The sequence below is a fragment of the Pseudomonas sp. 67(2021) genome, from assembly GCF_017491835.1.
In the GTDB taxonomy this organism is placed as follows: Bacteria; Pseudomonadota; Gammaproteobacteria; order Pseudomonadales; family Pseudomonadaceae; genus Aquipseudomonas; species Aquipseudomonas atacamensis.
The window spans coordinates 296,077-309,507 of the sequence record NZ_JAFGYL010000005.1 but is presented as its reverse complement, the minus strand read 5'-3'; the positions used below and the strand labels follow the sequence as shown (position 1 = coordinate 309,507).

Genomic DNA, 13,431 nt, shown 5'->3' with positions numbered 1-13,431 from the left:
ATTCGCGAGCAGGCTTGCTCCCACTGTTGATGCGGTACGGGTGCAGTTGATGATCGTCCCCACGCTCTGCGTGGGAATGCCTCAAGGGACGCTCCGCGTTCCAGCTCTGGGGGGACGCAGAGCGTCCCGGGCTGCATTCCCACGCGGAGCGTGGGAACGATCAACGTGTAAGCAATGAAGATTCCTGTGGGAGCGAGCCTGCTGGCGAAAGCGGTTTGTCAGTCACTGTGGCTTCGACTGGCGGGTTGCTTTCGCGAGCAGGCTTGCTCCCACTGTTGATGCGGTACGGGTGCAGTTGATGATCGTCCCCACGCTCTGCGTGGGAATGCCTCAAGGGACGCTCCGCGTTCCAGCTCTGGGGGGACGCAGAGCGTCCCAGGCTGCATTCCCACGCGGAGCGTGGGAACGATCAACGCGTAAGCAGTGAAGATTCTTGTGGGAGCGAGCCTGCTCGCGAATGCGGTTTGTCAGTCACTTTGGCTTCGACTGGCGGATTGCTTTCGCGAGTAGGCTCACTCCTACAGGAGGGGCGGGTCAAGGCTGGAACCATTCGTGGCGTTCGTTGAAGGTTTGCTGGATGAGGTCGATGAGGGCTTGGATTTCGGGGCAGTTTTGCGAGTCGGTGTTGACGGCGAGCCAAGCATGGAGCTGCATCGGTTCGGCGAATAATCCGGGCAATGCGATTAGGCCACGGTCGAAGCGGCTCATGTATGCCGGCAGTAAGCCAATGCAGGCGCTGCAGCGAATCATCTCGAGCATCAATTCATAGGACTGCATCTGCACCACTCCAGCTAACCGTTGTTCGACCAGTTCATTCCACTGCCGAAAACTCTCAACTCGCCGATCATGCTGCCACTGCACCAGCATGAAGTCCGCCAGATCTTCCGGCGTTTCCGGTCGCGCTGTCACCCTCGAATAGCGCTTGGCAATGTGCGGCAGATATTCAATTCGCGCGAGGTGTTGCGGTGCGCTTGTGGCGAAGGTGGGACCAGGGTTTGAAGCATCGCTGGGCGCCAGCCAGAGGACAATGTCGGCGCTGACCGCACGCAAGGCCAGTTTGCTATCCAGAGCAATAATTTCCAGACGCAGGCTGGCGTTGCGCCGCAGCAGTGCGATGAGGTCGCGGCCGAGAATGTCGTGGAGGATGGATTCGGCGATGGCGAGGCGGATCAGTGGTTGTTCGATGACCGGGAGTTTGCGTTGGTGGGCCAGGGTGCTGAGTCGGGCCTGCAACTGTTGGCCTTCGCGGGTGAGCGTTAGGGCGCTGCCCTGGAAGCTGAACAGGCTGTGTTGCAGTTGTTGTTCGAGTTGCGCGAGTTGTTTGCGCAGCAGCGTCGAGCGCACATTGAGGCTGCGCGCGGCTTGCATGAAGCAACCGCAGCGGGCGCTGACGAGGAAGTATCGGGCGACTTCGCTGTCGATGGTCGCGGCCTGGTTGAGCCAGGGTTCGGAGTTGTCTCGCGGCGAAAGGTAAACGCTGGCGGCGTCGCGTCCTGCGGGTTCGGTGAATGACATTGATGACTCCCTGTCGATCTAATGTGGTTGCTCTGAATACACCGGATCTCATTGTGGGAGCGAGCCTGCTCGCGAAAGCGTTAGCACATTCAACATCTTCGCTGACTGACCCGCCGCATTCGCGAGCAGGCTCGCTCCCACTGGGGTGAATGGTGTTCTGGCTGACGTCAGTGTTTTTCCTCGAGGATTTTGTTCAGTTCAGCGCCGTCGATGCTCAGGGTGGCGGTGTTGAGCATGCCGTCCAGATAAGCCTGGGCGATCTGTTCCTGGCGTTGTGCGCGCAGGGCCTGGGTCAGTTGGTCGCGCAGTTCCTCCAGCGTCGCGGTGCGAGCCGGTTGCTGTTCGGTGAGTTTGATCACGTGGAAACCGGCGGCGCTTTGCACCGGATCAGACACGGCGCCCACCTTGAGGCGCGCCACGGCGCCCCGTACTTCCGGCACCAGTTGTTGCAACGGTTGCAGGCCGGTATCACCGCCCCGCTCTGCCGTCACTCGATCCTGCGAATATTGCGTAGCCAACGCGGCAAAGTCGCCCGGCGCTGACTGGGCTTTCTTGCTCAACTCAACTGCTTGCTTGCGCACTGTTTCCGCATTAGAAGCATCACTGACAGAGAGAAAAATCTGACTGACCCGATACAGCGCCGGCGTCTGCCAATTGGCCTTCCCCGCGTCGTACGCCTGCTGCAACTCGGCCGCGCTCGGATAATCCGCCGGCACCTGACTCACCGAGCGCAAATAATCACGAAACACGATCTGCTCAGTCGCAGCACGGGTCTGCCGGGCGACGTCCGGACGCTGCGCCCACCCCTGCGCATCGGCCTGTTCCAGCACGGCTTTTTCCGCCAGCCGCGTACGAATCCAGCGTTCCAGCGCCTCACGGTTGCCGCGCAGTTGTTCGCTGGTTTGCGCCGGGACAGTGGCCAGCAGCGCCTGCAATTCCTCTGGCGAAACCTGCTGATTGCCCAACCGCGCGACCGCTGGCCCGGCTGCAACCGCCATCACCGGCGACGGCTGCTGGGCGGCGACCGGATCACTGCCCGGCCGCAGCACCAGTGCCACGGCCACCACCAACAGCGCCACCGCTCCGGCGCCGATCACCATGACAGGCTTCTTCACAGTGCGACTTCCTCTTGTTCGGCGATAGCCGATTTGGCGGTTTGCACAGCAGTGGTCTGGCTGAAATCGCGCAGGTAAACGATGAATTCCTGCAACAGGCGATCCCACAATTCCAAATTGCCGCGCAGGTGCTCGTTGCTCACGCCAGCAGCCACGACCACGTCCATCTCCATGACCAGAAACTCACCCTGCAACGACAACCGTGCAAAACGTCGAGTAGCATTCCACTGCTCTGCGACTCCCTCAGGCAACTCACCCTGCACGCGCAGCGCACAGCTGAAAGTGAAATCAACGAACCCGCCCTGCTCCATCGCCGGGTTGCCGAACCGCACGGCGTAGCCGATGCCCTGACTGGCGCTGAGCAACTGGACGATGCCGTTCTGTTCGCTCTGGTTGACGCGGTAACCGGCGGCTTGCAGAACGTCGGTCAGCGATTGCGGGGAAACGTGGGTGATCAATTGAGTCATGGCTTTCTTCCTTGCTATCAGTGAGCGATCGCCGCTTGCGGCGCGTCGAATTGGGTTTTGTACAGCTCGTCGCCGAAGCCCTGGGCCAGTTCATCGAACTTGACCCGGGCGCTGCCAGCGAAGGGCTGGCGGATCTTCATCACTTCGGCGACGTCGATGTTTTCGTAGGCCGTGAGGATCTGTTTGGCGACGCCGTACATTTGCTGATTCTTGGCTGAACATTGCTGCACTTGTGTGTCACGTTCCGCCAGTTGCGCTTGCAGCTTCGTGCGTTCGGCTTCTTTGCCACGAGCGAGGACCAGCAATTCGTCATAGGCTTTTTTGAACTTGCCGGTCTGCTCGGCACTGGCCGCGACTTGCGCCTGCGCCTGGCTGTGCAGGCTCTGTTGTTGCCCGGCCAGTTGCTCGGCAAGACCTTTGGCTTTGGCCAGTTCGGCAGTCAGCTGCTTGATCTGCGCTTGCGCTGCCTTGGCTTCGTTCTGCGCCGCCAGTTGTGCGGCGCTGGCCTGGGCCTGTTGGCTTTGCAGGGCCTGCAATTGCTGGGTGGTGCTGCGCAGTTGCGTGCGCAAGCGTTCTTCCATGCCTTCGCCGTTCGCCCCGGTGGCAATCAACAAACCCAGGCCCAGCGCGAGAAAACGCGTGTTCATAAAAGCTCTCCCGGCGCCTTAGAAGCGCGTGTTGATCTCAAGCTGCAAGACGTCGATGTCGAACGGCGCGCCGTACACCGCTTCGGTGCTCATCCAGCGACCCGTGGCGGAAACGTTCTTCGCCAGGCCGTAGTTGCCGCCCATGAAATAGCCCTTGGCGTTGGTGCCGCCGAGGTGGAACGACGAGTCGTTGAAGCCGTCGGGCAAGGCGTCCGGCTGGATGTACTTGTAGCCGGCGAACAGGTTCCAGTCGCCCTTGCGCTTGAGGTCCAGTGCGTTGCCGAGGGTGAACTGCACCATCCATGCATTGGCGCCGCTTTCGATCTCGCCGTTGCTGTCGAGGTTGTTGACGATCTGCCCGGCGGAACGCTTGCGCATGTCGCCTTCGTCGTAGCTGAGGTTGTGGATGTAGTTGCCCTGGCTGCGCAGTTTGAAGTCCTGCGGCAGGTCGGCATCCCAGACCACGTTGAGATCGAGCAGGTTAAACTCGGAGGCGAGACCGACGAATTGCGGCTGCGGCGTGGCGCTCGGGTTGAGCGGGTTCGGCGTGATGTCACGCAGCAGAAACACGCTGTTGCCCTTCTGCATGAACGCCGCACGGGTACCGTCGCTGTCGCAGCCCGGCGCGCCGGCCCACGGTTCGCAGGGGCTGGAGCGCTGGCCCTGAATGTCGTCGAAGCGGTAATAGGCCAGCGCACCTTTTAGGCGGTTGTTGCTGTTGATCGCCCATTTCGCGCCGAGCTGAGCGCCGTACAGCCACTTGTTGTCGCTCTCTTCCTTGTCGAAACCGTTGCTGCTGGAGGTGTCGTTGGTGTAATCCACCGGGAAAGCGCCGACGGTGCCGAACACGCCCCAATCGCGGTTGAGCTTGTGGTCGAAGATCGCCGCTACGCCGTCGAAATTCAGGTCGTTGGAATAGAGCATGTCGGTGGACATGAACGGGTTGGCGAAGCGCCCGCCGGTCAGGGTCAATTCGTCCATTGGCTTCCAGGTCAGGTAGCCCTGATCGAGCCAGATGTCCTTCTTGGCGAAGCCGCCGCCGAGGTTCTGCGTGGTCGATACCGGGTTGTTGTCCGAACCGGTGCCGATGCGAATGCCGGCGGTCCATTCCTCCGAAATCACCGCTTTCATGCCCAGGCGTGCGCGCAGGCGAAAGAGGTTTTCGCGGTCTTCGCGGGTGTTGAGCAACGGCGGCAGGCTGGTGCTGCTGTTGGGATTTACGTCGTACGGGCCATTGTTGTTGAGCTTGGCGAAGTCGACAATTTCGTTGCTGTTGTTGCCCGAGTAGTAACGCGATTCGTCACGCAGGCGAATGTCGCCGTCGAAACTGATGCGCGAGGCCCAGTCCGGGAAGGTATTCGGCGCGGCCCAGTTTTCCTGTTTGGCGGTGGCCATGACCTCGGCTTTGACCTGATCGCGGATCTGGTCACGCACCGCTGCCGGCACGTACTGCACACGCACATCGCCCGGCGCGGCGACCGGCCCGGCCGCGACCGCGGTGGACGCGGCGGCCTGTTTCGCCTGCGCCGCTTCGTTCTGCGCTTGGGCGATCAGCGCGTCAGCCTTGTCCTGTTTGAGAATGCCCTGCTCGACCAGCAAGCGGATCAGATTGATCGTGGCATTCTCCGACGGCGCAGGCGCTGCCACGGCCTGACCGACCAGGGTCGCAATGACCATGCCGACCGCCAGGGACAATCGATTCACGTTGGAAATCATCTGCACACAACTCCTTTTGCCGAAGCTTGAATAAGTGAATTAACCCGGACGCCGCCCTTGCAGGGACAAGCGCACGGGCAAAGTGATGGAGGCCGGAGGCCGTTCGCTGAGGGCTGGCGCACCGCGTAAAGCGGCCAGCACCTGGGTATCGATTTGCGGGTTGCCGCTGGACTTGATCAGCTCGACGCGGGTGATCTCGCCGACGCTGCTCAGCCAGACGTCGGCCTGCAGCGAGAATGCGAGGTTGCGCAGCTCGGGGTTCTCGCGCAGCAAACGCTGGAAAGTGAACGCGAGAAACTGGCTGTACGTGCCCGTACCCAAACGCCCGCCGCCGGCACCGGCCATGCCGCCGCCCTTGCCTGCGCCGATGTTGAAAGCGTCGCTGCCGGCCTGCGCGTCACCGTCCATTTGCATCGGGTTGGCCAGATCGTCCGCCGGCGATGGCGGCGCCTCTTCTTCAGGCTTGACCTCCTCCGGCTCCGGCGTTGGCTCGGGCTCGACGACTTTTTCTTCCACCGGCGTTTCCGGCTCTGGCGGTTTCTCCGGCGGCGGTGGTGGCGGTGGCGGCAACGGAATGATTGTCGGCACTTTCGGCGCTTCGCGGCGCACGCCAGCCATGTCGTTGGCCCACTGCCAGAGGAACCACGCGGCGAGCGCGGAGACCAGCAGTCCGGCGCCCCACTTCACATAGCGCAACGGCGACTTTTTCACGGGCGGCGGTTCGATCGGGAGTTGTGCGGTCATGACTCAGCCCTGACTCGGTTTGCCGGTAACAAGACCGACCTGGGACAGTTCGAGCCGACGCAGCAGGTCGAGCACTTCGATGACTTTCTGGTACTGCACCGTCGCATCGCCGCGCACGATCACCGGAAAATCCGGGCTCTGTGCTTTCTCGATGCGCAGGCGCTCTTCCAGCTCGGCCAAAGTGACCGGATAGGCATCGAGGAACACCTGGCCGCCGTCGTTGACCGAGATCGCCTTGGTCTTGGCTTCCGACAGCGACACCGACGCGCTGGCCTTGGGCAGGTTGATCTGGATCCCGGAGACCTGCGCGGTGGCGGTGAGGATGAACATCACCAGCACCACCATCAGCACATCGACCAGCGGAGTGATGTTGATGCTGTCGACCGCGGCATCGTCATCATCGTCGTGGGAGGCATTTACGGACGCCATGGCAGTGCTCCTCAGGCCGGTACGGAGTGGTTGGCGTGATGGCCGCGCTGGTGCGACGCCTCACTGAACTGGCTCTCGCCGTGCATCTCCGCCAGACGGGTGATGAACTCGTCGACGAACACACGCATGTCGGCGCTGACTTCCTTGTTGCGGGTGATCAGGCGGTTGTAGCCAAACAGCGCGGGGATCGCGACGAACAGGCCCATCGCCGTGGCCAGCAGCGCGGCGGCCATACCGGGAGCGATGGCGTTGATGTTGACGTCGCCGGCCATTGCCGTACCGAGGAACACCACCATGATCCCCAGCACCGTGCCTAGCAGGCCGATATACGGACCGCCGGCGATGGCGTTGGACAGGGTCGAGAGTTTCGAGCTGAGCTGCTGGTTTTCGCGGGTGCGCACGCCGTCCATCGAGCAGCGGATGGCTTCGATGGTTGCCGCTGAAACCGAGGAGGTATCGGCGCCCTGCTCACGACGGGTACGGATCTCTTTGACCGCCACCAGGTACAGGCGCCACAGCGACGAATGCTGCAGACGCTGAGCCAGTTGCGCATCGTCGGCGAACATTTCCAGACGCGTGCCGACCTTGGCGAATTGCACGCGAAAGTCTTCGTTGGCAGCGGTGACGCGACTGAGGCTGCGGTTCTTGCGCAACATGATGATCCACGACTGGAACATCATCAGCACCAGCACGGCGATGATCACCCAGGCGTCGACTGGCACCGCGTTGAGCAGGAAGCCGAGGCTACCGAAGCCAAACCCGGATTGTTCTTCATCGACGCCGTAAGCCACCAGTTTCGACTCGGCGCCTTGCGAGGTGGCATCGGCCAGCAACAGCGCGGCCGGACGGGCGACTTTCGACAGGCGCAGCTCATCAATTGCGCCAGCGAATGGCTGGAACGCGCCTTCCTGCAGATCGGTGCCGATGGCCATGACCGAGTTGAACGCCGGCATCGCCTGAGCCAACGCAGCGCTTTCGCGACCGTTGATGTACAGGGTGACTTTCGAGCCCTCGGCGGTCAGTGCGAGGTGTTGCCATTGCCCCGGCGCCAGCGCTTGGGTGGCAGCGGCGCGCTGGCCGTCGATCTCTACGAACGGCAGGCCTTGGCTGACGCCAATCAGCAGACTTTGCGTGCCTTCGCGACGCGCCAGTATCACTTGCTCGCCACTCGCCTGATCCAGACGCAGCCAGGCACTGAAGGTGAACGCGCTGCCGGCGTTGTGTTGCAGCGACGGACTGGCTGGCAGCAACAACGGCTGGCCGCTGAACTGCAAGGCGCGCCCGACGACGCCATCGATCGCTGTGCCGGTCGCGCTTTGCGCGGTGTTGCCGTACGCCGTGGTGTCTTTCGCCGGGGTGCCGGTGGCACCGTCGAAGTGATACAGCGCGGTGTAATTCGGATCGAAAGTGAGTTGCCCGTTGCCGGTAGCCGGGGCTTTCTGGTTGCCGTAATACATCCAGATGTCCTGACGCTGACCACCCTCGACATTCGGCACATCGACCCAGATCAGCGCCATCCCCATCAGCGCATCGAAACTTTCGATCTGGTGGTTGAGCACGGTTTTGTCATCCGCCGCGACGAAGCGCAGATCGGAGCCGTCCTCTTTCACGCCGTCGAAGGTGAAGTTGCCGGTGTGCAGGCGCACCAGCAGCGCGGTGCGGCCGAGGGCCTGATTGATCGCCGCGCCTTGTGGCGTGGTGTCGACGGCAATCTGTTTGCGGTAATGCCAATCGTCCTGCCACCAGGCCTGAGCCGTGGCCGGGAGCACGAAGCCCAGGCAGATCAACAACGAAAGGAGAAGGCGTTGCATGGACGTGCTCCGTTAGAAAGTGGCTTGGAGGTTGAAGTGCAGGCGCGATTCCTGCTTTGAGGTGTTCGGCCCTTCGAGTAGCGGGTAGCCCCAGTCGAGGCTGCCGGATAGCCATTTACTGAGGCTGGCGCGGGTGCCGAGGCCGACGCTGGCCAGGGCGTAATTGGCGTCCTGATCCGGCAGTTCGTCGCGCAAGTACAACTGCGCGCCTTCGGCGAAGGCATAGAAGCGCCAGTCCTGCATCCACGTGCCGGCGAATTTCGCCAGCGACGGTGTGCGCAATTCCTGGCTGAGCAAATAGCCGTCATCGGCGGTACGTTCAGCCGCGAGATAGCCGCGCACGGAGGTGGCGCCACCGGCGGAGAATTGTTCGTTGGAAACCAGCGGCCCCGAGGCGAGTTGGAATGCGGCTTTACTTGCGCTCTGCCAGTCGCTGTCGAAAGTCCAGGTGAAGTTGGTGTCGCCCTTGAGCACGGCGAAACTCGGTTTGGCGCGATAACGTTTGTAGTCGAAGTCTTCGTCGTCGCTGCCGTAGCCGAACACGCTGCGGGTCGCGGCAACCAGACTCAGGCCGAGGCCGAGCTGGCTCTTTTCGCTGTAGCGAAAGCCGTTGTAGGCGAAGGTGAACGGCGCGTATTTCAGCGGTACCTTGTCGCTTTCGCCGGACAGGCTCAGGCGCTCGTCGAAGTCCTTGAAGTCGATGCCGGCCGACAACGAGTTCGACCAATTGCCGCTCGAGGGCAACGTGTAGATCGCCGCGACGCCGTAGCTGTGACCCTTGCCGAGCACGTTGCTGCCGCCGATGGTGGCGACGTTGCTGTCGGACTGGTAACCGGAGAACTGCACGCTCCAGCGCTCGCTCAGCGGCGCGGTGTAGGACCCGGACCAGACCTTGGCGTTGTCGGTTTCCTGCGGCGCGGTGAAGAACGTCAGGTTGACGCTGTGGCCGAGCTGCCAGAGGTTGTTGTAACCGAGACTGGTGACGCTGCGCAGCTTTTCGGTGTCGGCACTGTAATCGTTATTGAGGCCCACGCTGGCCGTCCACGGGTTCTGGTCTTCGACCTGCAAGTCGACATCCATGGTGCCGGGGCGCTGACCTTCGCGCACCAGCGGCATGACCTGGCGACCGGGGGTCTTGTTGAGCTGCGCGAGTTCGCCCTGGACTTTGGCAAAGTCCGGCACCTCGCCTTCTTTCAGCGCCGGGACGTTGTCGCGGATATCCAGCGGCGAATAATGTTTGGCGCCGACCACGCGCACCCGGCCGACCTTGGTTTCGCTGACTTGCAGATAGACGATGCCATCGGCCACGGCCTGCTCGGGCAGCTCGACAAACACCGATTGATAGCCGCGTTCCTGATAGGCCTTCTGCAGCGCATCGCGGGCGCCTTCGATGTCGCTCAAGGCTTTCTGCGGGCCGAGGAACGGGTACACCGCTTCTTCGATCGCCCGCGCATCAAGCACGGTATTGCCGCGCACGAAGTATTCGTTGACGTCGACCAGTCGCTGCGCGGCGGGCGCTTCTGTGCCCTCCTCGGCCAGCGCCGGCTGCGCGCCCGCCGTCACCAGCAGCCAGCCCCACAGCGCCAGCCGTGACGTGAAAATCCGTTCCACATTACCCCCTGAAATTCGCGATGACCTGTGGGCGTTAGCGCCCGGTGTGCTGCGTCAATTGCTGATCGTTGTGGCGCAGGCGTGCTTGCCCAGCCAGGTGTGCAACAGCGCAAAGTTCAGCGAGAACTCGGGCATTTGCAGCAAGGCACCGCAGAACACTTCGCCGATGATTTTCTGAATCAGCAGCACCGCGCGCGGCTCGTTGAGCAGCGTGGCGATGTCACGGCTGAGGGCGGTGAAACTCCAGACTTTCTGGTTCAGGCCGAGGCCGACAAACCAGCGGAACAGCAGGTTGTAGTTCAGCTGTTCATAGAGCTGCTGTTCGCTGGGCACCGAATACAGCAATTGCAGGAGCAGGATGTGCATCACCGTCTGCGCGGGAATGAGCATGCCGGGTGCGGCATTGAGGTCGTGCAGCAGGTCCTGGTGGGCGTCGAGCAGATCGTCGATCTGCGGGCGCAGCAACACCAGCGAATGGCCCGGCGGAATGTAGCTGGACACTTCTTTCAGAGCGCCCTGCCAGTCCTCCTGCGAGACGATCCAGACCCACGGCGCGCCGTAGCGATACACCGAAACCGGCTTCTTGCGCGCGGCTTCGACGATCTTCGACAGGCGTTGATCGAGCTCCTGCATGCCCACTTTCGAATAGCGTTCCATAGTCCCCATTGCCTCACTCCCGGCGTCCCGCCTCGGCTTGCAAAGTACGCCCCGAAAGGCCCCTCAAGCGCGTTACACAGGCATGACCGGACTGGCAAAGGGCTACCGAACTTTTGTCATAAAAGCTTCATTTAAACGAGTGATTGCGAAGAATACGGAGCAAATTGATTATTGAGAGAAAGAAGAGGTATGCGAATGGCGCTACGCCGAGTCACTGACTACTACAGTCGGCGCAGCGCCTTATAACGCTTACGCGTGGGACTTGATACTGGATTGAAACCCGCAGCCCTGCCACATCAGGTTCTTTGCAAATTGAACGTTCCGCTAACTTTCAAATGTCTTGGTCCGGGTGGAACAGGGTTACCTTGCAACTCCATATCGATATCGAATTTTCCTTCGGTTGTGCGAGGGGAGTCTGAATACGAAACAGTAACGAAGCCTGATTTGGCGGCATAATCGTAACTGTGATATTCGGACCATTCCTTGTATATAGCCTCCGTCAGTTGTTTGACATCGTAGTTACCAGAAGGTGATTTGTCAGGAAACCCCAACACAAAATACGTCTTTTGTTCCATGATGCCCCCAACCCCTTCGTTGAAGGAGACCTTATAGCCAGTACCCGAATCTTCAAACGAAAGTACATCAGCCCTAACGTCGCTTCGCTGATCGGTACGCACTTTGAAAAGGCCCTTCGTAGCTGATTTTGTATTAGTCGCCATTATGAATTCCTCCGACAAGAGAAAGCTTGGTCATTCAGTAAATGAACAATATGGGAATGAGCCGCGGCTATCACGGCCATTGCGATTGATACGCCGGCTCCTGTAGCAGGTCTACTGTCAAACATGACAGTAGACCTGCACTTGAAAATGTGAAACGGCCCCTCAGTTGCTGCCATATCCGGCGCGGATTCATGTCCGAACCACCGAAAAACTGCCGCTCTTACTGCCCTTTGAGCTGGACATTTGCGTGACGTGCGAACGACATTCACGGGGTTAAATCCCGGCCCGTTCAGGCGTATAACCTTCACAAGACTTTCAATCGGCACGCCGACTTCAACACAGGGTAGTGACATGACCACAGCAAACATCATTGGCAACCTGTTCCCTTCGGTCAGCGACATCCCGGAAAAATATCGCCTCGACGCTCAGGTCGAGCAGCGTGAATATCTGGTCGATGGTCAATTGCGCCGCTGGGACGGCCCGCTCGCGCAGGTGCGCAGCCCGGTTTATCTGAAAAGCGAAAACGGCGAAGAACAGGTGATCCTCGGCAGCACGCCGCTGCTGGATGCCGACACCGCGCTCACCGCCCTCGACGCTGCCGTTCGCGCTTACGATCGCGGCCAAGGCCTGTGGCCGACCATGCGCGTGGCCGAGCGCATCCAGCACGTCGAAGCATTCCTCGGCCGCATGCGCGAGCAGCGCGAGGCCGTGGTCAAGCTGCTGATGTGGGAGATCGGCAAGAACCTCAAGGACTCGGAAAAAGAGTTCGACCGCACCTGCGATTACATCGTCGACACCATCAATGCCCTGAAAGAACTCGACCGCCGCTCCAGCCGTTTCGAGCTGGAGCAGGACACCCTCGGCCAGATCCGCCGCGTGCCACTCGGCGTCGCCTTGTGCATGGGGCCTTACAACTATCCGCTGAACGAAACCTTCACCACGCTGATTCCGGCACTGATCATGGGTAACACCGTGGTGTTCAAACCGGCCAAGCTCGGCGTGCTGCTGATTCGCCCGTTGCTCGAAGCCTTCCGCGACAGCTTCCCGAGCGGCGTGATCAACGTCATCTACGGCAGCGGCCGCGAGACCGTCAGCGCTTTGATGGCCAGCGGCAAGATCGACATCTTTGCCTTCATCGGCACCAACAAGGCTGCCAGTGACCTGAAAAAGCTGCACCCGAAACCACACCGCTTGCGCGCGGCTCTGGGTCTGGACGCCAAGAACCCGGGCATCGTTTTGCCCGAAGTCGATCTCGACAATGCAGTCAGCGAAGCGGTCACCGGCTCGCTGTCGTTCAATGGTCAGCGCTGCACCGCACTGAAAATCCTCTTCGTGCATGAAGACGTGGTCGACAGCTTCATCGAGAAATTCAATGCCAGACTGGCCACGCTCAAACCGGGCATGCCGTGGGACAGCGGCGTGGCGCTGACGCCGCTGCCGGAGTCGGGCAAGGTCGATTATCTGCACGGGCTGGTCGCGGATGCGCAAAGCAAAGGCGCCCAGGTGGTCAACCCGAATGGTGGCGAGTCCCACGCCTCGTTCTTCTACCCGGCAGTGCTGTATCCGGTGAATCCGCAAATGCGCGTGTATCAGGAAGAACAGTTCGGCCCGGTCGTGCCCATCGTGCCGTACCGCCACCTCGATACCGTGATTGACTATGTGCTGGAATCCGATTTCGGCCAGCAGTTGAGCATCTTCGGCACCAACCCGGTGGCGGTCGGCCGGCTGGTCGACACTTTCGCCAATCAGGTCGGGCGGATCAACCTCAACGCCCAGTGCCAGCGCGGCCCGGACACTTACCCGTTCAATGGCCGCAAAAACTCCGCCGAAGGCACGCTCTCGGTTCACGATGCCTTGCGAGTGTTTTCGATTCGGACGCTGGTGGCGACCAAGTTCCAGGAGAGCAACAAGGACCTGATCAGCGAGATCATTCGCGGGCGTGATTCGAGTTTCCTGACCACCGATTACATCTTTTGACGGATGATCGGCAGGATTGAACG

The 13,431-nt window shown here is 61.0% G+C and carries 12 protein-coding genes; 1 reads left to right on the top strand and 11 read right to left on the bottom strand.

What is annotated here, in order from left to right; translation table 11 throughout:
* Positions 1-534 precede the first annotated feature (534 nt).
* The 11 genes from J5M66_RS09885 to J5M66_RS09835 all read right to left on the bottom strand — a co-directional run bounded on the left by J5M66_RS09885 (position 535) and on the right by J5M66_RS09835 (position 11,431).
* Positions 535-1,515 carry a LysR family transcriptional regulator gene (locus J5M66_RS09885; RefSeq protein WP_207807817.1) on the bottom strand — a complete coding sequence of 327 codons (981 nt, stop codon included), beginning with the start codon at positions 1,513-1,515 and terminating at the stop codon, positions 535-537.
* A 167-nt stretch (positions 1,516-1,682) separates the two neighbouring features.
* Complete coding sequence (locus J5M66_RS09880) at positions 1,683-2,630, bottom strand: peptidylprolyl isomerase (RefSeq protein WP_207807818.1); 948 nt, start codon at positions 2,628-2,630, stop codon at positions 1,683-1,685.
* On the bottom strand, positions 2,627-3,097 hold the full coding sequence (locus J5M66_RS09875; protein ID WP_207807819.1) for a YbjN domain-containing protein: 471 nt from the start codon (positions 3,095-3,097) through the stop codon (positions 2,627-2,629). Before J5M66_RS09875 ends, J5M66_RS09880 begins: the two co-directional genes overlap by 4 nt.
* Before the next feature lie 17 nt (positions 3,098-3,114).
* Positions 3,115-3,744 (bottom strand): DNA repair protein, encoded by a 630-nt coding sequence (locus J5M66_RS09870; RefSeq protein WP_110599522.1) that lies wholly within the window; start codon positions 3,742-3,744, stop codon positions 3,115-3,117.
* A gap of 18 nt (positions 3,745-3,762) precedes the next feature.
* On the bottom strand, positions 3,763-5,460 hold the full coding sequence (locus tag J5M66_RS09865; RefSeq protein WP_024012852.1) for a putative porin: 1,698 nt from the start codon (positions 5,458-5,460) through the stop codon (positions 3,763-3,765).
* Positions 5,461-5,499: 39 nt separating this feature from the next.
* Positions 5,500-6,204, bottom strand: coding sequence for an energy transducer TonB (locus J5M66_RS09860; RefSeq protein ID WP_207807820.1), 705 nt, complete (start codon positions 6,202-6,204; stop codon positions 5,500-5,502).
* 3 nt (positions 6,205-6,207) lie between these two features.
* Positions 6,208-6,633 carry a biopolymer transporter ExbD gene (locus J5M66_RS09855; protein ID WP_003201710.1) on the bottom strand — a complete coding sequence of 142 codons (426 nt, stop codon included), beginning with the start codon at positions 6,631-6,633 and terminating at the stop codon, positions 6,208-6,210.
* An 11-nt stretch (positions 6,634-6,644) separates the two neighbouring features.
* Entirely contained in the window at positions 6,645-8,444 is a 1,800-nt protein-coding gene (locus J5M66_RS09850; protein ID WP_207807821.1) for a MotA/TolQ/ExbB proton channel family protein, read from the bottom strand.
* 12 nt (positions 8,445-8,456) lie between these two features.
* The gene (locus J5M66_RS09845) at positions 8,457-10,055 is read right to left on the bottom strand and encodes a ShlB/FhaC/HecB family hemolysin secretion/activation protein (RefSeq protein ID WP_016774602.1); all 1,599 of its coding nucleotides are present in this window, start codon (positions 10,053-10,055) and stop codon (positions 8,457-8,459) included.
* 54 nt (positions 10,056-10,109) lie between these two features.
* A complete protein-coding gene (locus J5M66_RS09840; RefSeq protein WP_073474621.1) occupies positions 10,110-10,721 on the bottom strand; it encodes a transposase in 612 nt (203 codons plus the stop codon).
* A 287-nt stretch (positions 10,722-11,008) separates the two neighbouring features.
* On the bottom strand, positions 11,009-11,431 hold the full coding sequence (locus J5M66_RS09835; protein WP_206420348.1) for a hypothetical protein: 423 nt from the start codon (positions 11,429-11,431) through the stop codon (positions 11,009-11,011).
* 351 nt (positions 11,432-11,782) lie between these two features.
* On the opposite strand from J5M66_RS09835, the gene J5M66_RS09830 reads away from it, so the two are divergent.
* Positions 11,783-13,408 (top strand): NADP-dependent glyceraldehyde-3-phosphate dehydrogenase, encoded by a 1,626-nt coding sequence (locus J5M66_RS09830; protein WP_207807822.1) that lies wholly within the window; start codon positions 11,783-11,785, stop codon positions 13,406-13,408.
* The last annotated feature ends 23 nt before the right edge of the window (positions 13,409-13,431 follow it).